Here is a 17307-nt window from a genome sequence, read left to right as displayed (position 1 = left end):
AGACAGGAGAACGGATTGGCCATCGGTGCCCTGACCCCACCGCAAGAAGATATGCCCCAGCGTGAGGCGCTTGTTGAGTTCCCAGACAACAGACTACTAATCGATTTGTGCGGCGAATATGACCGTAACCTGACCGATATCGAGCAAAAGCTTTCGGTGCAGATCGTGCGGCGTGGAAATCAGTTGGTCGTGCTGGGTGATGAAGAATCGCAAAAGCAGGCCATTGAAGTGCTGCAGGCGCTCTACACTCGGCTTGAAGGTGGGCGAGATGTCGAGGCAGCAGATGTCGATCGCGAGTTGCGCATGGGCACTTCCGAGGCCGGAACTGGTACACGGGATGGTGACCAGCTTGAGATGTTCAAGGGCGGAACGGTCGAAATCAAAACCCGTAAGAAGCTGGTTGAGCCGCGGACAGACGCCCAGAAGGCATATGTTCAGTCGCTCTTTAACAATGAGCTGGCCTTTGGAATCGGCCCCGCAGGTACGGGTAAAACTTATCTGGCTGTTGCTGTGGGTGTGTCGATGTTCATCGGAGGCCATGTGGACCGGATCATTCTCAGCCGTCCAGCGGTAGAGGCCGGCGAAAAGCTGGGTTACCTGCCCGGTGACATGAAGGATAAAGTCGATCCCTACATGCAGCCGCTTTATGATGCGCTGAATGATTTCCTCCCGGGCAAGCAGCTGGCCAAGCTGATCGAAGAAAAACGGATCGAAATTGCGCCTCTGGCGTTTATGCGTGGGCGGACGCTGGCAAATGCCTTTGTCGTGCTGGACGAGGCGCAAAATGCCACCACCATGCAAATGAAAATGTTCCTGACCAGACTTGGCGAAGGCAGCCGCATGGTGATCACCGGAGACCGGTCACAGGTCGATTTGCCGCGCGGTGTGCAATCGGGTTTGGCGGATGCGGAAAGACTGCTGAAGACGATCCCGAATATCAGTTTCAATTATTTCACGTCGAAAGATGTCGTGCGCCACCCGCTTGTCGCCGCCATTATTGAGGCGTATGAGGCCGACTCGGGCCGCGAAACGGGGTGAAACCCAAGGTTCCGATGGGTTTTGGAGCCTTGGAGAGCCGGTATGATTCTGGATGTAACGATCGAAGACGAGCGCTGGAGGGAATTGGAGCCGCTGGCGCAACGCGCACTCATTGAAGTTCTTGATTATTGCGGTCTCAAATCGGATCTCTGCGAAATCAGCTTGTTGGGTTGTAACGATGAACGGATCGCAGTTCTGAATGCCGAATTCCGGGAAAAACTGAAGCCGACAAATGTTCTAAGCTGGCCTGCCGAAGATTTATCCCCTGATCAGCCTGGGGGCATACCAATGTTGCCCGAGCCCGATTTCACTGGGGAAATCGCATTGGGAGACATTGCGATTTCATATGACACCTGCGCGCGTGAGGCCATCGCAGCGGGTAAATCAATGGAAGATCATGTGACCCACTTGATAATTCACGGCACGTTACATTTGTTAGGATACGATCACATTCGTGACCTCGACGCCACTTTGATGGAACGGGTTGAGATCGAAATACTTGGCAAACTGGGTATAGATAACCCATATAATGTATGACAGGGGCAGCATTGCCCGATCATTTGGAACAGGATAATGGGCGATACAGACGGCAGTTCTAGGGCAGCGCAAGGCGCGCATTCACAGAACAGCAACACGGATAGCGATGAAAAAGGCGGGCTTTTATCCCGGATATTCGACGCATTTTCACCTCCGGGCGATGAAGCCAGTCAGGTGAACGGGGCTAAGGTCACGGATTCACAACCGAGGGGTATGATCAACCTGCGCAGAATGCGGGTCGAAGATGTCGCGATACCCACGGCCGAGATTATCTCGGTTCCCTCGACAACACCCAAGGACGAGTTGGCGCAAATTTTTCGCGATAGTGGATTGTCGCGAATCCCTGTGTACGAGGGAACGCTCGACACGCCACTGGGCTTTGTCCACCTCAAGGATTTCGCGCTGACCCATGGATTTAATGGCAACTCGTCCGAGTTTGATTTGACGTCAATGCTAAGGACCTTGCTGTTCGTTCCGCCCTCGATGCCGATTGGCGTACTTTTAACCAAGATGCAAACTGAACGTCGTCATATGGCGCTGGTCATTGACGAATACGGTGGTGTCGACGGCCTGTTGACCATCGAAGACCTAATCGAACAGGTTGTGGGCGAAATTGCCGACGAACATGACGCCGATGAAGATCAGCTTTGGATACAAGAAAAACCGGGCTGCTACGTGGTTCAAGCTCGGGTTCCGCTTGAAGATTTCGAAGCCGAAATTGGTCGTTCATTGACCAGCCACGAAGATGTGGACGAAGAAGAGATCGACACCTTGGGCGGTTTGGTCTTCATGCTATCCGGGCGCGTCCCGGCGCGTGGTGAGGTGGTATGCCACCCCGAAGGTCCTGAATTCGAAGTTCTTGACGCAGACCCACGCCGCATAAAGCGGTTGCGCGTCATGTTGCCGGATATCGCTGCATGAATCCTGCCCAGGGGTGGCCCTATTGGTTGCGGTTGCTGCTAGCGGCATCCTTGGGAATCGTGGCTGCTTGTGGGCTTGCCCCGTTGGGTTTTTGGCCAGCGGCATTGGTGGCGCTGATCCTGCTTACTCCATTGTACTTGAACTCTGAAACATCCCGCCGCGCGGCTTTGCTGGGGTGGGTGTTCGCCACCGGGTATTTTGCCCATGCGCTAAACTGGATCATCGAACCATTCTTGGTTGACGCAGAACGCCATGCCTGGATGGCACCCTTTGCACTGATCTTCTTGTCAGGCGGGTTGGCATTGTTCTGGGCGCTGGCCTTTGGAGTTGCAAAACGCATCGATGGATCGCCGATCTTGCAGGGTATGCTACTGGCTTTGACGCTCTCTCTGGCCGAGTTTGCGCGGGGTTACATACTAACAGGGTTTCCTTGGGCGGGTATTGCCCAGATCTGGGTGGATACGCCTTTTGCTCAACTCCTGTCGCTGATAGGACCTTATGGCTTGGGCGCGCTGACGCTGATTGCGACTTTGCCACTCGGTGCAGCCATCGCCAGTGATCGGACTCCCCGCGGTCTGGGGATGCCAATCTTTGTGCCTGCGGGGTGCGCTGTATTGGCTCTGGCTTACGCCGCGAACCGGCCGTCGGTTGAATACACCGGCCGTATCGTGCGGCTGATACAGCCTAATGCTCCACAGCACCAAAAGTGGGACCCGGAATATGCACCCCTGTTTTTTGCCCGCCAACTTGAATTCACGGTAGCCGAGCCCAGGCCAGATCTGATTGTCTGGCCAGAAACTTCGGTTCCGGCGTGGCTTGGCAGTGCGCAGCCCTATCTTTCAGCAATTGGTGAAGCGGCGCAGGGTACGCCTGTTTTTCTAGGTATCCAGCGTGCTGACGGACGGCAGATCTATAACTCGATGATCTATTTGAATGGAGATGGTCAACAGGCAGGGCTGTATGACAAACACCACCTGGCCCCATTCGGAGAATATGTGCCCTTTGGTGAATTGATGGCGCGGTTTGGAATTCACGGAATGGCGGCAACCACGGGAAGTGGTTTCAGCGCTGGGCCGGGCGCTGCCCTGATGGATGCAGGAGGGCTTGGGAAAGCTCTGCCGCTGATCTGTTATGAGGCCGTATTCACACAAGATGTTCTGTCCGCGCCGGGCCGGGCAGATTTTCTGTTGCAGATCACTAACGATGCGTGGTTCGGGACTCGCTCCGGTCCGTATCAGCATCTTGCACAGGCACAGATGCGCGCTATCGAGCAGGGTCTGCCGATGTTGCGCTCGGCCAATACCGGTGTTTCTGCGATGATTGACCCTTTGGGGCGAATTACTGACGCGTTGCCGCTTGGGCAGGCTGGGTTTATCGATGCCGAATTGCCGCAGCCCCAAGCCGCGACGATATATTCCCGGATCGGGGACAAACCTGTGTTTTTCCTTCTATTAGCAGCTTGGGCGTTGCTCTGGCGTCATACCCGTAGGTTCAACGATCAAATACCGATTGACCCTACCTGACTGCGCGCGTATTCGGTCAATTGCCCTTCACAACGGCTTCCTGACGTGATGGGAAAATCTTAATGGAGCACATTTATGTCCCGACAGAATTACACTTTTACTTCGGAGTCCGTATCCGAAGGACACCCTGATAAGGTCTGCGATCGTATTTCCGATGCGGTGCTAGACGCCTTCCTGCGTGAAGAGCCAGAAGCCCGCGTTGCGTGCGAAACTTTTGCCACAACGGACCGTGTGGTCATCGGTGGCGAAGTGGGATTGTCGGATCAGGACAAGCTCCACGATTACATGGCGCATATCGATGATATCGCGCGCGCCTGCATCAAAGATATCGGATACGAGCAAGACAAGTTTCACCACGAAACCGTCGAGGTGACCAACCTGCTGCACGAACAGTCGGCTCATATTGCGCAGGGCGTCGACGCCGCTGACAACAAAGACGAGGGCGCAGGCGATCAGGGTATCATGTTCGGGTACGCCACGACCGAGACACCTGCGCTGATGCCAGCTCCGATCCAGTATTCGCATGCAATCCTTCGGCGTCTGGCCGAAGTTCGTAAGAACGGAACCGAGCCCGCGCTGGGTCCGGACGCGAAATCGCAGCTGTCGGTCATCTACCGGGATGGCAAACCAGTTGGTGTCAGCTCAATCGTGCTGTCCACTCAGCATCTGGATGAGGCGCTGACCTCGGATGATATCCGCCAGATTGTCGAGCCTTACATTCGCGAAACCCTGCCCGATGGCTGGCTGACCGCACAGACTGAGTGGCATGTAAACCCCACCGGCAAGTTTGTTATCGGCGGGCCGGACGGCGATGCGGGGCTGACCGGACGCAAGATCATCGTTGACACCTATGGTGGCGCTGCGCCGCATGGCGGCGGTGCGTTCTCAGGCAAAGACCCGACCAAGGTTGACCGTTCGGCTGCTTATGCTGCCCGCTATCTGGCTAAGAACGTGGTCGCTGCAGGCATGGCGGAACGCTGCACCATTCAGTTGAGCTATGCGATCGGTGTCTCCAAACCCCTGTCGATCTATGCCGACACACACGGGACAGGCCAGATCGCTGACGCGGTTATCGAGAAGGCTGTCGGTCAAGTCATGGACCTGACACCACGCGGCATTCGCGAGCATCTGCAACTGAACAAGCCGATATATCAGCGTACTGCAGCCTATGGCCATTTCGGACGCGAACCCGATGCAGATGGCGGATTCAGCTGGGAGCGCACCGATTTGGCCGACGCTCTAAAGCAGGCTGTCTGAGCGCCGTTCACCTATTCAAAAAATACGCCGGAGGTGTGGGGGCCAGCCCCCAACCTCCACCCTTGCCTCAGGCACGAGTCAGCAGTATGGGCACGGGCATGAGCAACCAGACCCCTCAACGCCCCCGCAGGAACTTTTATGGCCGCTTCAAGGGCAAGACCTTGAAGCCCAGTCAAAAGACTTATCTTTCAGAAGATCTGGCCGCCCTGTCTCCAGGCGCGGTAGATTGGGACACCAACCCAGAACGCACCGCTTTGGACCTAGAGGGCCTGTTCGGTGGCAAGCCTGTCTGGCTCGAAGTCGGATTTGGCGGTGGCGAGCATTTGGTGCATCAGGCGCAAAACAATCCCGGTATCGGCATTATCGGGGCAGAGCCCTACATCAATGGTGTCGCAATGTTGTTGGGCAAAATTCGTAAGGCTGGTGCCGAAAATCTCGCTGTGCACCCTGGCGATGCGCGGGATCTGTTTGATGTGCTACCCGAGGCCAGCATCTCTCGCGCCTTTCTGCTCTACCCTGATCCGTGGCCGAAAACACGTCATCATCGGCGCAGGTTCGTGACCCCTGAACATCTGGAACCTCTCGCGCGTGCATTGAAACCGGGGTCGATATTTCGTGTTGCCACCGATATCCCCGACTATGTGCGCCAGACTCTTGAAGAGGTACCGCGTGCCGGTTTCGAGTGGCTGGCCGAGCGCCCTGCTGACTGGCGCGAGCCTTGGGATGACTGGATTTCCACCCGCTACGAACAAAAAGCCCTACGCGAGGGGCGTACCCCACATTATCTGACCTTCCGACGCAAAGACTGATTGCCGCTGGACCAACCGGCCCCAATTCGCTAATCGGCCTGAGGACTGATAGCGAAAACAGGAGCCCCCATGTCCGGACACGGCACGCCCATCCCGATGACGTCGCATCCATGCGGCCCGCTGACCGGCACGGCAGAGGTGCCTGGCGACAAATCAATCTCGCACCGGTCCCTGATCCTGGGGGCGATGGCTGTTGGCGAAACCAGGATTTCGGGCCTGCTTGAGGGCGAGGATGTGCTGGACACGGCCAAGGCCATGCGGGCCTTCGGGGCCGAAGTTACGGATCACGGAGGCGGCGAATGGTCGGTGCACGGCGTAGGCGTAGGCGGCTTTGCGGAACCCGATCAGGTGATCGATTGCGGGAACTCGGGCACCGGTGTGCGCCTGATTATGGGAGCAATGGCAACCTCTCCGATAACGGCGACCTTTACCGGGGATGCCAGCCTGAACAAGCGTCCGATGGCTCGGGTCACCGACCCTCTGGCGCTTTTCGGCACGCAATCTGTCGGCCGGGATGGTGGACGCCTGCCGATGACCATAGTTGGCGCTGCGGACCCCATCCCGGTTCGTTACGAGGTGCCTGTGCCATCGGCTCAGGTGAAATCCGCTGTTCTGCTGGCAGGGCTGAATGCTCCCGGCAAGACCGTGGTAATCGAGAAAGAGGCAACCCGTGATCATTCCGAACGGATGCTGGCCGGGTTCGGCGCAGAAATCACCGTCGAGGATACCGACGAGGGTCGAGTGATTACCCTGACCGGGCGTCCAGAATTGAAGCCGCAGGTCATTGCGGTGCCGCGTGACCCATCTAGCGCAGCCTTCCCGGTATGTGCCGCACTGATTACCCCCGGATCGGATGTTTTGGTGCCGGGCATCGGATTAAACCCCACGCGTGCAGGTTTGTTTACAACGCTACGCGAGATGGGTGCGGATCTGACCTATGAGAACGAGCGCGAAGAGGGTGGTGAGCCCGTTGCGGATCTGCGGGCAAAATACTCGCCGAATATGAAGGGAATTTCCGTCCCACCAGAACGCGCTGCCTCGATGATTGACGAATACCCTGTGCTGTCCGTTGTTGCCGCCAATGCAACCGGCACAATGATGATGAGCGGCGTCAAAGAGTTACGCGTCAAGGAAAGTGACCGGATCGATGCAATGGCGCGTGGCCTGCGCGCGAATGGCGTGACGGTAGACGAGGGTGACGATTGGTGGTCAGTCGAGGGCCTGGGCATTGGTGGTGTTCCCGGCGGCGGCATTTGTGAGAGTTTCCTCGATCACCGCATTGCCATGTCTTTCATGGTGATGGGTATGGGCGCGAAAAAGGCGGTTTCGGTAGATGATGGTGGTCCGATTGCAACTTCGTTCCCGATCTTTGAGCCGTTGATGACGGGTTTGGGTGCCAAGCTGCTTCGCGACAACCGGCCCGTCTGATGCTCGAGCAGCGGTATACGGTTGCGATCGACGGCCCTGCTGCGGCAGGTAAGGGCACGATCTCGAAGGCGGTAGCCTCGCATTTTGGGTTTGCCCATCTGGATACTGGATTGCTTTACCGAGCGGTTGGACGACGCATGCTGCAAGGTGAAGAGCCTGTTACGGCGGCGCAATCTCTAACCGCAGAAGAGTTGGGTCAAGGTGACCTTCGTACGGCCGAGATCGCAAAGGCGGCCTCAAAAGTGGCTGTTATACCCGAGGTTCGCAGCGCACTGGTTGATTTCCAACGTGCCTTTGCGCGACGTGTCGGAGGCGCAGTTCTTGACGGGCGTGATATTGGAACCGTTATTTGTCGGGACGCCGAGGTCAAACTGTTCGTCACGGCCAGTGCCGAAGTGCGCGCGGAACGGCGATATCTGGAGCTTGCAGCCAAAGGCGATGATGTCTCGCGCGAACAGGTGCTGGCAGACGTCAAAGAACGCGATGCCCGTGACGCTGAACGCAGCATTGCACCGATGAAGCCCGCAGTTGATGCTGTGCTGCTGGATACCTCGGACCTGAGTGTCGATGCTGCACTGGCCCGTGCGATCGAAGTCATCGAAATGACCCTGCCTAAAGCATAATCGCCTTCAGGCAGGGCCAATTCCTTACAGCTCGCCTACAGCGATGCTTTTGATGTTGGCCCACTGATCATCGGCGGTTTTTGCTGTCCCGGTGACGTCTTTCAGGAAAGATGCACGGGTGTCTGCGTTCAGGAACAAGAACAGCTTTCCGTCGGCAACCAGATATTGATCCGGGTCGCCGTCAAATTTCTTTCCGACCGAAACACCGAATGAGCAATATCCGCCGTGTTGAGGCAAGTATGCTGCTGGGTTGGCCTCAAACGCTTCAAGGTTTGCTGCACTGGTGAAATAGTAGGACGCGCCGTCATAGGTCGCTGTATGGGTTGCAAAACCCTCGACCGGATTGCCGTCATTCACCAGGGCCACCAGATCTACACCATGTACCGCCAATGGAGCGCCAGCAGCAGAGATACCCTTTGAGACGTTTATTTCATCCGCAGCAAATGCAGGGGCAGTTAGGGCAAGTGTCATCGCAAGGGCCGTAAGGGCAAGAGATTTCATTTGGTTATTCCTTTCCATTTGGTTCTTGGCCGCAACAGTCGTCGGCCGATGGGGTGAAAATAGGAAAGGCTTTTCGGACGTGTAATCGCCGATAGGACGCAAAGTATTGCAGATCGTCCTAACCGATGCATGATATGTGATAAGTGTTCACAGAGCTTTGTTTGGTTCGTCAAAGCTGAACGTCATATTGTCGTTTCTATATCTGTAGGAGGCGCCACATGATCCGAATAGTTCTGTTTCTGGTGTTAACAGCCACCGGCATCGCTGCTCAGGAAGCTGAAACCCCGTCTCCGATCAATGAACCCCCGATGACCTACGAACGTCTGGGTAAAATCCTGTTTGCACTGGATCCCGAGGCGCAACCCCACGGGCCTGGTTTTGAACTGACGATCTCGGAGGTGCGCGTATTTGTTGTGACGGATATCAATGCGGACCGTATGCGCGTGATGGTTCCGATCCGACCTGCAGACGGTCTGAGTCAGGCTGACATGCAACGGATGATGCAGGCCAATTTCGATACGTCATTGGATGCGCGATATGCGATCGCGAACGGTAGGGTTTGGGCGGTGTTCTTACACCCGCTTTTGTCGCTGGAAAGGGATCAATTGATTTCGGGTATCGCGCAAACTGTGAACATCGCACAAACATATGGCACCCTCTATTCCAGCGGAGGAGCACAGTTTGGCGGCGGCGACAGCGGTGAGTTGCAGCAAGAGCTGTTCAAGGAACTGTTAAAAAAGGGCGAGGAAATCTAATTTCCGACTGTACGGCCCAAAGAACGTCTTGCTAAACAGCTTATGTTATATGATATCGTAACGCAGGCTCGAAAGATGGAGTTTCTTTGTGTCTGTGCGTTACGATGTAAAACGAGGTGTGATCCCTGCCAACGCCGGTAGGGCGATCAAAGGCAATTCAGGCCGTAATTTGCGGACTCAGCTCAAACGTCGTAGGCGCCGGGGCTCGCCGATGCAGGCCTTTGACGCATTACCGCAAGGCCTTAGGCAGTGGCTGGCGTCTGCATGTTTGCCATGGAGTCCGGCCTCGGCTCTCAAAATCTGGGACCAAGCTGGGGGTTCGGCAAATCCCATGACCGCTATTCTGCGGCTTGACGCCATTGAGCGATCCATGTTGCAGCAAGATGCGTTGATCTGGGGCACGCCGGGTAAGCAATCAAGCGCTGATCCCGCCGCATAAGCCAGCGTTTGTTGGCTTTGCACTTGCGCAAGCATTGGAATCCGCCTATACGCGCGCTGTCGATACAAGGGCGGTCAACGTCCGGATGACGTTTCTGAGCAGGGCCGGGTAACCTCGGCCCTTTGTGTTTGTTTGCTCAGGGGCGCACCGGATCACGCCTGAAGACATCATGAAACAAGACCGGCGGAGACAACCGCTCGGCCAGCAAAAACGTACTGTAAAGGAAAACAACGCCACATGGCTAACGCATCCATGGAGGAATTCGAAGCCCTCCTGAATGAAAGCTTCGAAATGGACACACCCGAAGAGGGTTCTGTTGTCAAAGGCAAGGTTCTGGCGATCGAAGCCGGCCAAGCCATCATCGACGTAGGCTACAAAATGGAAGGCCGCGTTGATCTGAAAGAATTCGCAAATCCCGGCGAAGCCCCTGAAATCGCTGTTGGTGACGAGGTCGAAGTTTACCTGCGCGCCGCAGAAAACGCCCGCGGCGAAGCCGTCATCTCGCGCGAGATGGCCCGCCGTGAAGAGGCATGGGACCGTCTGGAAAAAGCATATGCCGACGACCAGCGCGTCGAAGGTGCAATCTTTGGTCGCGTCAAAGGTGGCTTCACCGTCGATCTGGGTGGCGCAGTTGCGTTCCTGCCCGGCTCGCAGGTTGACGTTCGCCCCGTGCGTGACGCTGGCCCGCTGATGGGTCTGAAGCAGCCGTTCCAGATTCTGAAAATGGACCGCCGCCGCGGCAACATCGTTGTTTCGCGTCGCGCAATCCTGGAAGAATCGCGTGCCGAACAGCGTGCCGAAGTTATTGGCAACCTGTCCGAAGGTCAGACCGTCGAGGGTGTTGTCAAGAACATCACCGAATACGGTGCATTTGTTGACCTGGGCGGTGTTGACGGCCTGCTGCACGTCACCGACATGGCATGGCGTCGTGTGAACCACCCGTCCGAGATCCTGACGATCGGCGAAACCATCAAGGTTCAGGTCATCAAGATCAACAAAGAGACCCACCGCATCAGCCTGGGCATGAAGCAGCTGCAGGAAGATCCGTGGGATCTGGTTGCTGCCAAGTACCCGCTGGGCTCGGTTCATCAGGGTCGCGTCACCAACATCACCGACTACGGCGCGTTCGTCGAGCTGGAAGCCGGTGTCGAAGGTCTGGTGCACGTGTCCGAGATGTCCTGGACCAAGAAAAACGTCCACCCCGGCAAGATCGTTTCGACCAGCCAGGAAGTCGACGTCATGGTTCTGGAAATCGATGGGGCCAAGCGTCGCGTCTCTCTGGGCCTGAAGCAGACTCAACGCAACCCATGGGAAGTGTTTGCAGAAACACACCCCGAGGGCACCGAGGTCGAAGGCGAAGTCAAGAACATCACCGAATTCGGTCTGTTCATTGGCCTCGAAGGCGACATCGACGGCATGGTTCACCTGTCGGACCTGTCCTGGGACGAGCGTGGCGAGGATGCGATCCAGAACTACCGCAAAGGCGACATGGTTTCGGCCGTCGTTTCGGAAGTTGACGTTGAGAAAGAGCGTATCTCGCTGTCGATCAAAGCCCTGGGCGGTGACAAGTTCGCCGAAGCCGTGGGCGGCGTGAAGCGTGGCTCGATCGTAACCGTCGAAGTGACCGCGATTGAAGATGGCGGCATCGAGGTCGAGTACGAAGGCATGAAGTCGTTCATCCGCCGTTCGGACCTGAGCCGTGACCGCGCCGAACAGCGCCCCGAGCGTTTCTCGGTCGGTGACAAGGTCGACGTCCGCGTCACCAACGTCGACAGCAAGACCCGCCGTCTGGGTCTGTCGATCAAGGCACGCGAGATCGCCGAAGAGAAAGAAGCCGTGGAACAGTACGGTTCTTCCGACTCGGGCGCATCGCTGGGCGATATCCTGGGTGCAGCGCTGAAGTCCGGCGACTGATTCAGGGCGAAAGCCTAACCAAGAATTTCGGCTCCGTGCGCATGCGCGGGGCCGTTTTTGTTGCGAATCAATATGTTCCAATTATCCGGGTTTTTTCCCGTCATGTTCGCTCAATAGGTGTAGAAAACGAGCTTGTGCGCTAATATTCGCGTTAGAATGTGGCAAAATAAGTCCAATCGATGCAGAGTATGCGTTCCCCCAAACCGGGTTTTTTCCTATACTGTCAAATCAGTAGGCCAGACATACCGGACGCCTGGGAGGGTATTACGCATGATCCGTTCAGAACTGATTCAAAAAATCGCCGACGAAAACCCGCATCTTTATCAGCGTGACGTCGAACGGATTGTAAATACGGTTTTTGAAGAAGTGACCGATGCAATGTCGCGCGGTGATCGCGTTGAGCTGCGTGGATTTGGCGCTTTCTCCGTGAAAAAACGCGATGCACGTGTCGGACGGAATCCCCGTACTGGAGAAACCGTACAGGTTGAAGAAAAATGTGTTCCGTTTTTCAAGACCGGCAAGTTGCTAAGGGATCGGTTGAACGGTAAAGCGTAAGTCATGATGCGCTACATTCGTTATGCTTTTCTTGCTGCCTTAGGGATCATATTGGTTTCAATCTCTCTGGCCAATCGTGAGCTGGTTGAATTAAAGCTGATGCCGGATGCACTGGCAGAGTTGCTTGGGTTCAACTTTTCAACCTCGCTCCCTTTGTTCTTGGTTGTCCTTGGTGGCGTTGTGGCCGGTCTGGTCATCGGCTTCCTTTGGGAGTGGCTGCGTGAGCACAAGCACCGTAAAGACGCCACTGTGAAGAAAAGCGAAGTGCGTAAGCTTGAGCGCGAGGTCAAGAAGCTCAAGAAAAAGCAAAATGAAGGACAAGACGACGTTCTTGCCCTGCTGGATGAGGCAAGCTGAGGCCGACTATGTCCGGTGAAATCAGTGTCAAAATATGCGGTCTTACCGCACCTGATCATGTGCGTGCGGCAGTTGAAGCAGGTGCACGGTATCTTGGCTTCAATTTCTTTCCTAAATCGCCGCGTTATGTATCCGCTGAGCAAGCAGCAGAGTTGGTGCAATCTGTACCTGTTGGGGTTGCTAAGGTGGCTTTGGTTGTGAATGCGTCGAACGAGGTTTTGGATCAGATTACCGAATCCGCACCGTTCGATATGTTGCAGTTGCACGGTGGCGAAAGCATCGAACGGGTCTCGGAAATCAAATCACGCTATGGGTTGCCAGTGATGAAGGTCATTGGAGTGGCTGATGCTGAAGACTTGGATGCGATTGATGCCTTTAGCGACGTCGCTGACCAGATTTTGATCGATGCCAAACCACCAAAAAATGCTGTTCTACCGGGCGGCAACGGCTTGGCGTTCGATTGGCGTCTTATGGCCGGGCGGAAGTATTGGCGCAAGCCGTGGATGCTGGCGGGTGGTTTAACTCCCGACAACGTGGCGGAGGCCATTCGTACCACGGGAGCCCGGCAAGTGGACGTCGCTTCGGGCGTTGAAAGTGCTCCGGGTATCAAGGATGAGGCCTTGATCAGCGCATTTATCGACGCCACACGGTGATCTGAACAATTGTCTGCTGCGTATCTCCGGAAAAGGGGAGGAGACAATGCTTGCGGCAATTGGCGGTGTTTCGTTAAGACGATGGTACTACGGGCCGGAACTATTCTGGCGGGCGCGTCAGGCGTTGCTTCAGGCGCGCGGCGATCCATTGTGCCTGGAAGCACAGGTCTTTTTACATCAGGGCATGTTTTTTTCACTCAGTGTTTGGGAAGACGTAGAGGCTATGCTGACATTTGCCCAATCGGGCCCGCATCGAAGTGTGGTGGATGCGGCTTCGCGCTTGGCCAAAACCTATGAATTCCACCATTTTCCCTGCATTGCTATCCCTAGCAGGGATCAGGCTTTGAAGGTCTGGGCGCAATGCGTCCAGGATCAGCAATGATGCGTTTTGCCATGGCAAATCCTGCCGCTACCACCTATGAAAGTCGCGTACGACGAGTGGAGACACCCATGGCCAACGATCTTTTTAATTCCTTCATGTCCGGCCCGGATGAGCAGGGCCGTTTCGGCATCTTCGGTGGACGGTTCGTCAGCGAAACGCTGATGCCGCTGATCCTGTCGCTGGAAGAGGAATACAACAAAGCCAAGGATGACCCTACTTTCTGGGCCGAGATGGATGATCTGTGGGCCAACTATGTGGGCCGCCCCTCGCCGCTTTATTACGCGGAACGCCTGACCGAGCATCTGGGCGGGGCTAAAATCTATCTGAAGCGCGATGAACTGAACCACACTGGTGCGCATAAGATTAATAACGTGCTGGGCCAGATCATTCTTGCGCGCCGCATGGGTAAGACCCGGATCATCGCGGAAACCGGGGCAGGGCAGCACGGCGTAGCCACCGCTACCGTCTGCGCCAAGTTCGGCCTGAAGTGCATCGTTTATATGGGCGCGCATGACGTACAGCGTCAGGCCCCGAATGTATTCCGTATGCGCCTGCTTGGGGCTGAGGTGATACCGGTGACAAGTGGTAGGGGTACGCTGAAAGACGCAATGAATGACGCGCTGCGTGACTGGGTGACCAATGTGCGCGACACGTTTTACTGCATCGGAACCGTCGCTGGTCCGCACCCGTACCCGGCGATGGTGCGTGATTTCCAATCGATCATCGGTAAGGAAGCCAAAGAGCAGATGCACAGGGCCGAAGGCCGTCTACCCGACACCATCATCGCAGCCATTGGCGGTGGATCGAATGCGATGGGCCTGTTCTATCCGTTCCTTGATGACAAAGAAGTCAACATCATCGGGGTCGAAGCAGGCGGCAAGGGTGTGAACGAGAAGATGGAGCATTGTGCCTCGCTGACCGGCGGTCGACCGGGAGTCCTGCATGGCAACCGCACGTATCTGCTTCAAGATGACGACGGGCAGATTCTGGAAGGCTATTCCATCTCGGCGGGTCTGGACTATCCAGGGATCGGGCCCGAGCATTCGTGGCTGAACGATATAGGACGCGCCAACTACGTCTCGATCACCGATAAGGAAGCGCTAGAGGCATTCCAGCTTTGCTGTGCGACCGAAGGGATCATCCCGGCGCTCGAGCCCAGTCATGCGCTGGCGCATGTGATGAAGATCGCACCAGATTTGCCCAAAGATCACCTGATCTGCATGAACATGTGCGGACGCGGGGACAAGGATGTGCAGACAGTTGCGAAATACCTCAACTTCGACATGTCTGACACTGAGGGCCGTTCGGCAGACTGATCATTAAAACAGGCTTTGCGCCTTTGAGGAACTGTGCCAGTTTGCTAGTCATGAGCGGCGCATCCTCAAAGGCTGAACTTGATCGGCTTGACCAAAAATACGATCAGGCAGCCCCCGGCTGGGCGGATAAGATGCGGCTGCTGGGGTATTTTGATGCCTACCTGGGATTTCTGTCGTCAGATCCGCGTGCAGACTTGGGGCGTAATGCGCTGGATATCGGGTGTGGGACGGGTGCTTTCGCCGAAGCACGCACAGTCATCCGGCCCGAAGGTAACATCGCGCTGCTCGAGCCTTCTGGCCGGATGCTGCACTTGGCGCATTCAGCTTTGCAGCGCCGCGGATTCGATGCGACGCTCATTCAATCCCGATTGGACGATTTTCAACCAGAGGCCCGATTTGACTGCCTACTGGCCGCGCACGTTCTGGAACATTGCGCCGACCCTACTGAGGCTCTGCGCCAAATGCGCGATCTTGCCGAACCCGGTGCGACGCTCTGGCTGGTCGTGAGCAAACCGCATTGGTGCAATGCGATCATATGGTTTCAGTGGCGGCACCGGACCTACAGGCCAGAGACGGTGGTGGAGATGTTGTCCCGCTCAGGATGGGATCTGCAAGCTGAACACAGCTTTCCGACCGGGCCTCCATCGCGCACGTCACGTGGATATCGGGCGACCGCGATCTAGGTCTCGTCTTCGGAACGCTGCGCCTGCAGGATATGCAGGGGAACGATATCCAACGCTCTCTGATGGGTGGCTTCCAGGTGGACCAAGGGTGCACAGCCCTCGTCATAGGCTTGCAAGAAGCGCGACGCACATAGGCACCAGCTATCGCCGGGTTTGAGACCTGGGAAATCGAATTCAGGTCGAGGCGTGCTCAGGTCATTGCCGACATATTTCGAGTACGCCAAAAACTCAGCGGTCATTACTGCGCAAACCGTGTGGCTGCCCTGGTCTTCCGGGCAGGTGTTGCACACGCCGTCACGAAAGAACCCGGTCAGAGGATCGCGAGAGCAAGGGGCGAGTACGCCTCCCAGAACATTGATGCTGTCTAGCTTTTGCATGGCTGCATCTTACAAGCTTTGCGCAATTTTGCGGAACATTTCGACATTCAGATCGTTGACGCCGGGATCGCGGAACTTTCGGTCAGCGCCAGTTGTCACGATCAAGACCCCGCGTGGCTGGTCGAAATAGATATACTGGCCATAGATGCCGCGCGCCATGAATTCACCCTCATGCGCCCCAACAGGTATCCACCACTGATAGCCATAACCGATCTCGCCGGGGTCTGTCGGGGCGCTAGGCCAAGTAGATGTGTCGATCCAATCCGCAGGTACAATCTGCCGGCCATCGCGTTCGCCACCCTGCAAAATCAACTGCCCGAACCGTGCAAAATCGCGCGTTGTGAAGTTGAGACCGCCCAAAACAAATGCAACGCCTGCGCCATCGGTGATGTAGTAGCCGTCCCGCTCCAACCCCAGCGGCTCGATCACTTTCTCGGTCAGCAGCTCTGCGACGCTGCGCCCTGTCGCGCCCCGGATAACCATTCCGATTACATGGGTGTCTATGGACACATATTGCCAAGTTTCGCCCGGCGCGACGAAGCTGTCTTGCAATGAGGCTGCAAAATCATCCAACTCACCCCCCAAGGCAACGACGCGCCCCATTCGGTTTATATCAGAATTGTAGTCCAGATAGTCTTCGTCGAAGGTCACACCGCTGGCCATGTTCAGCACATTGCGGATCGTCGCAGTCTCATATGCGCTTTCCTTGAGATCCGGGGCGTATTGTGCAACCGGGTCATCCAGCGATGAAATAGCACCCTCGGCCATCAGAATACCGAACAGGGCCGACAAATAGCTTTTTGCAACTGACCACGAAATCCTCCGGTCATCGGGTCCGGTGCCCAGATAATATTCCTCAAACCGGATCGCTCCGTCTTGCATCACAAGCAAAGAAGTTACCGCGCGATCTTCGATCCACTGGTCAGTTCCATCGGGCAGATCGAAACCGGGGCCATAAGGCAGTTCCCAGGTCGGGCCGTCACCGCGCGGCAAATCGGTGGTCAGAAACGCCTCGTCCATGTGCGAAAAATTATTCACGATCTTTTCTTCTGAAAACAGAGAGTTCACGGCCATCAGGCGTTGAATCTCTTCGCGTTTCCAAAAGCCGACCACCAACGCCGCTAACGCCAGAGCAAACACAAGACGTAGCAGCCACTTAAAAGCAGATCTCATCCGTAGTCTCCTATTACACCTGACAGTGGACCCCGGTCAGTTCCATTACGCAATTACTACGTTGCG

The 17307-nt window shown here is 56.1% G+C and carries 20 protein-coding genes and 1 riboswitch; of the genes, 17 read left to right on the top strand and 3 right to left on the bottom strand.

The annotated features are described in order from the left end of the window. Positions 1-15: 15 nt before the first annotated feature. From ACR0IU_RS15625 to ACR0IU_RS15590, 8 genes are all read left to right on the top strand, one after another. Positions 16-1038, top strand: a complete 1023-nt coding sequence (locus tag ACR0IU_RS15625) for a PhoH family protein (protein WP_029621672.1) — start codon at positions 16-18, stop codon at positions 1036-1038. 42 nt (positions 1039-1080) lie between these two features. Beyond that, the gene (gene ybeY, locus ACR0IU_RS15620; protein ID WP_319545222.1) at positions 1081-1575 is read left to right on the top strand and encodes an rRNA maturation RNase YbeY; all 495 of its coding nucleotides are present in this window, start codon (positions 1081-1083) and stop codon (positions 1573-1575) included. 36 nt (positions 1576-1611) lie between these two features. Further along, on the top strand, positions 1612-2496 hold the full coding sequence (locus ACR0IU_RS15615; RefSeq protein ID WP_010438005.1) for a hemolysin family protein: 885 nt from the start codon (positions 1612-1614) through the stop codon (positions 2494-2496). Beyond that, positions 2493-4019, top strand: a complete 1527-nt coding sequence (gene lnt / locus ACR0IU_RS15610; RefSeq protein WP_480716892.1) for an apolipoprotein N-acyltransferase — start codon at positions 2493-2495, stop codon at positions 4017-4019. Before ACR0IU_RS15615 ends, lnt begins: the two co-directional genes overlap by 4 nt. Positions 4020-4040: 21 nt before the next feature. After that, a riboswitch (SAM-SAH riboswitch) is annotated at positions 4041-4089 on the top strand. Between the two features lie 5 nt (positions 4090-4094). After that, positions 4095-5276, top strand: coding sequence for a methionine adenosyltransferase (gene metK, locus ACR0IU_RS15605; RefSeq protein ID WP_480716891.1), 1182 nt, complete (start codon positions 4095-4097; stop codon positions 5274-5276). 98 nt (positions 5277-5374) lie between these two features. Next, the gene (gene trmB, locus ACR0IU_RS15600) at positions 5375-6085 is read left to right on the top strand and encodes a tRNA (guanine(46)-N(7))-methyltransferase TrmB (protein WP_480716890.1); all 711 of its coding nucleotides are present in this window, start codon (positions 5375-5377) and stop codon (positions 6083-6085) included. A gap of 69 nt (positions 6086-6154) precedes the next feature. Beyond that, the gene (aroA, locus tag ACR0IU_RS15595) at positions 6155-7513 is read left to right on the top strand and encodes a 3-phosphoshikimate 1-carboxyvinyltransferase (RefSeq protein WP_480716889.1); all 1359 of its coding nucleotides are present in this window, start codon (positions 6155-6157) and stop codon (positions 7511-7513) included. After that, positions 7513-8136, top strand: coding sequence for a (d)CMP kinase (locus tag ACR0IU_RS15590; protein WP_480716888.1), 624 nt, complete (start codon positions 7513-7515; stop codon positions 8134-8136). Before aroA ends, ACR0IU_RS15590 begins: the two co-directional genes overlap by 1 nt. A 24-nt stretch (positions 8137-8160) precedes the next feature. Here the strand turns inward: ACR0IU_RS15590 and ACR0IU_RS15585 are convergent, their stop codons facing one another. After that, positions 8161-8637: a YHS domain-containing (seleno)protein gene (locus ACR0IU_RS15585; RefSeq protein WP_170774915.1), complete on the bottom strand. Its 477-nt coding sequence runs from the start codon at positions 8635-8637 to the stop codon at positions 8161-8163. Positions 8638-8855: 218 nt separating this feature from the next. Here ACR0IU_RS15585 and ACR0IU_RS15580 point away from each other — a divergent pair, with 218 nt between their 5' ends. From ACR0IU_RS15580 to ACR0IU_RS15540, 9 genes are all read left to right on the top strand, one after another. Further along, on the top strand, positions 8856-9392 hold the full coding sequence (locus tag ACR0IU_RS15580) for a hypothetical protein (RefSeq protein WP_480716887.1): 537 nt from the start codon (positions 8856-8858) through the stop codon (positions 9390-9392). Between the two features lie 88 nt (positions 9393-9480). Further along, entirely contained in the window at positions 9481-9831 is a 351-nt protein-coding gene (locus ACR0IU_RS15575) for a DUF6525 family protein (protein ID WP_480716886.1), read from the top strand. A gap of 237 nt (positions 9832-10068) precedes the next feature. Beyond that, positions 10069-11745, top strand: a complete 1677-nt coding sequence (gene rpsA, locus ACR0IU_RS15570) for a 30S ribosomal protein S1 (protein WP_010438032.1) — start codon at positions 10069-10071, stop codon at positions 11743-11745. A 270-nt stretch (positions 11746-12015) separates the two neighbouring features. Next, complete coding sequence (ihfB, locus tag ACR0IU_RS15565; RefSeq protein ID WP_008758048.1) at positions 12016-12300, top strand: integration host factor subunit beta; 285 nt, start codon at positions 12016-12018, stop codon at positions 12298-12300. Between the two features lie 6 nt (positions 12301-12306). Continuing rightward, complete coding sequence (locus ACR0IU_RS15560) at positions 12307-12657, top strand: LapA family protein (protein WP_170477764.1); 351 nt, start codon at positions 12307-12309, stop codon at positions 12655-12657. Between the two features lie 8 nt (positions 12658-12665). Continuing rightward, positions 12666-13310 carry a phosphoribosylanthranilate isomerase gene (locus ACR0IU_RS15555; RefSeq protein ID WP_480716885.1) on the top strand — a complete coding sequence of 215 codons (645 nt, stop codon included), beginning with the start codon at positions 12666-12668 and terminating at the stop codon, positions 13308-13310. A 46-nt stretch (positions 13311-13356) separates the two neighbouring features. Continuing rightward, the gene (locus tag ACR0IU_RS15550) at positions 13357-13692 is read left to right on the top strand and encodes a hypothetical protein (RefSeq protein ID WP_480716884.1); all 336 of its coding nucleotides are present in this window, start codon (positions 13357-13359) and stop codon (positions 13690-13692) included. A gap of 68 nt (positions 13693-13760) precedes the next feature. After that, on the top strand, positions 13761-15008 hold the full coding sequence (gene trpB / locus ACR0IU_RS15545) for a tryptophan synthase subunit beta (protein ID WP_480716883.1): 1248 nt from the start codon (positions 13761-13763) through the stop codon (positions 15006-15008). 50 nt (positions 15009-15058) lie between these two features. Next, positions 15059-15691 carry a class I SAM-dependent methyltransferase gene (locus tag ACR0IU_RS15540; protein WP_480716882.1) on the top strand — a complete coding sequence of 211 codons (633 nt, stop codon included), beginning with the start codon at positions 15059-15061 and terminating at the stop codon, positions 15689-15691. Here ACR0IU_RS15540 and ACR0IU_RS15535 read toward each other — a convergent pair. Together ACR0IU_RS15535 and ACR0IU_RS15530 are read right to left on the bottom strand one after the other, a co-directional pair. Beyond that, on the bottom strand, positions 15688-16068 hold the full coding sequence (locus ACR0IU_RS15535) for a DUF2237 family protein (protein ID WP_170477497.1): 381 nt from the start codon (positions 16066-16068) through the stop codon (positions 15688-15690). The genes ACR0IU_RS15540 and ACR0IU_RS15535 overlap by 4 nt on opposite strands. Positions 16069-16077: 9 nt before the next feature. After that, positions 16078-17241 carry a serine hydrolase domain-containing protein gene (locus ACR0IU_RS15530; RefSeq protein WP_480716881.1) on the bottom strand — a complete coding sequence of 388 codons (1164 nt, stop codon included), beginning with the start codon at positions 17239-17241 and terminating at the stop codon, positions 16078-16080. Positions 17242-17307: the final 66 nt, after the last annotated feature.

The organism is Ruegeria sp. CL5 (assembly GCF_056536485.1).
The sequence above is the reverse complement of the archived record's forward strand: the minus strand, read 5'-3'. Positions and strand labels throughout refer to the sequence as shown.

Coding starts and splice junctions, on each gene's coding strand:
- ybeY (WP_319545222.1), top strand. CDS start 1,081: ATGATTCTGGATGTAACGATCGAAGACGAGCGCTGGAGGGAATTGGAG.
- ACR0IU_RS15615 (WP_010438005.1), top strand. CDS start 1,612: ATGGGCGATACAGACGGCAGTTCTAGGGCAGCGCAAGGCGCGCATTCA.
- lnt (WP_480716892.1), top strand. CDS start 2,493: ATGAATCCTGCCCAGGGGTGGCCCTATTGGTTGCGGTTGCTGCTAGCG.
- metK (WP_480716891.1), top strand. CDS start 4,095: ATGTCCCGACAGAATTACACTTTTACTTCGGAGTCCGTATCCGAAGGA.
- trmB (WP_480716890.1), top strand. CDS start 5,375: ATGAGCAACCAGACCCCTCAACGCCCCCGCAGGAACTTTTATGGCCGC.
- aroA (WP_480716889.1), top strand. CDS start 6,155: ATGTCCGGACACGGCACGCCCATCCCGATGACGTCGCATCCATGCGGC.
- ACR0IU_RS15590 (WP_480716888.1), top strand. CDS start 7,513: ATGCTCGAGCAGCGGTATACGGTTGCGATCGACGGCCCTGCTGCGGCA.
- ACR0IU_RS15585 (WP_170774915.1), bottom strand. CDS start 8,637: ATGAAATCTCTTGCCCTTACGGCCCTTGCGATGACACTTGCCCTAACT.
- ACR0IU_RS15580 (WP_480716887.1), top strand. CDS start 8,856: ATGATCCGAATAGTTCTGTTTCTGGTGTTAACAGCCACCGGCATCGCT.
- rpsA (WP_010438032.1), top strand. CDS start 10,069: ATGGCTAACGCATCCATGGAGGAATTCGAAGCCCTCCTGAATGAAAGC.
- ihfB (WP_008758048.1), top strand. CDS start 12,016: ATGATCCGTTCAGAACTGATTCAAAAAATCGCCGACGAAAACCCGCAT.
- ACR0IU_RS15560 (WP_170477764.1), top strand. CDS start 12,307: ATGCGCTACATTCGTTATGCTTTTCTTGCTGCCTTAGGGATCATATTG.
- ACR0IU_RS15555 (WP_480716885.1), top strand. CDS start 12,666: ATGTCCGGTGAAATCAGTGTCAAAATATGCGGTCTTACCGCACCTGAT.
- ACR0IU_RS15550 (WP_480716884.1), top strand. CDS start 13,357: ATGCTTGCGGCAATTGGCGGTGTTTCGTTAAGACGATGGTACTACGGG.
- trpB (WP_480716883.1), top strand. CDS start 13,761: ATGGCCAACGATCTTTTTAATTCCTTCATGTCCGGCCCGGATGAGCAG.
- ACR0IU_RS15540 (WP_480716882.1), top strand. CDS start 15,059: ATGAGCGGCGCATCCTCAAAGGCTGAACTTGATCGGCTTGACCAAAAA.
- ACR0IU_RS15535 (WP_170477497.1), bottom strand. CDS start 16,068: ATGCAAAAGCTAGACAGCATCAATGTTCTGGGAGGCGTACTCGCCCCT.
- ACR0IU_RS15530 (WP_480716881.1), bottom strand. CDS start 17,241: ATGAGATCTGCTTTTAAGTGGCTGCTACGTCTTGTGTTTGCTCTGGCG.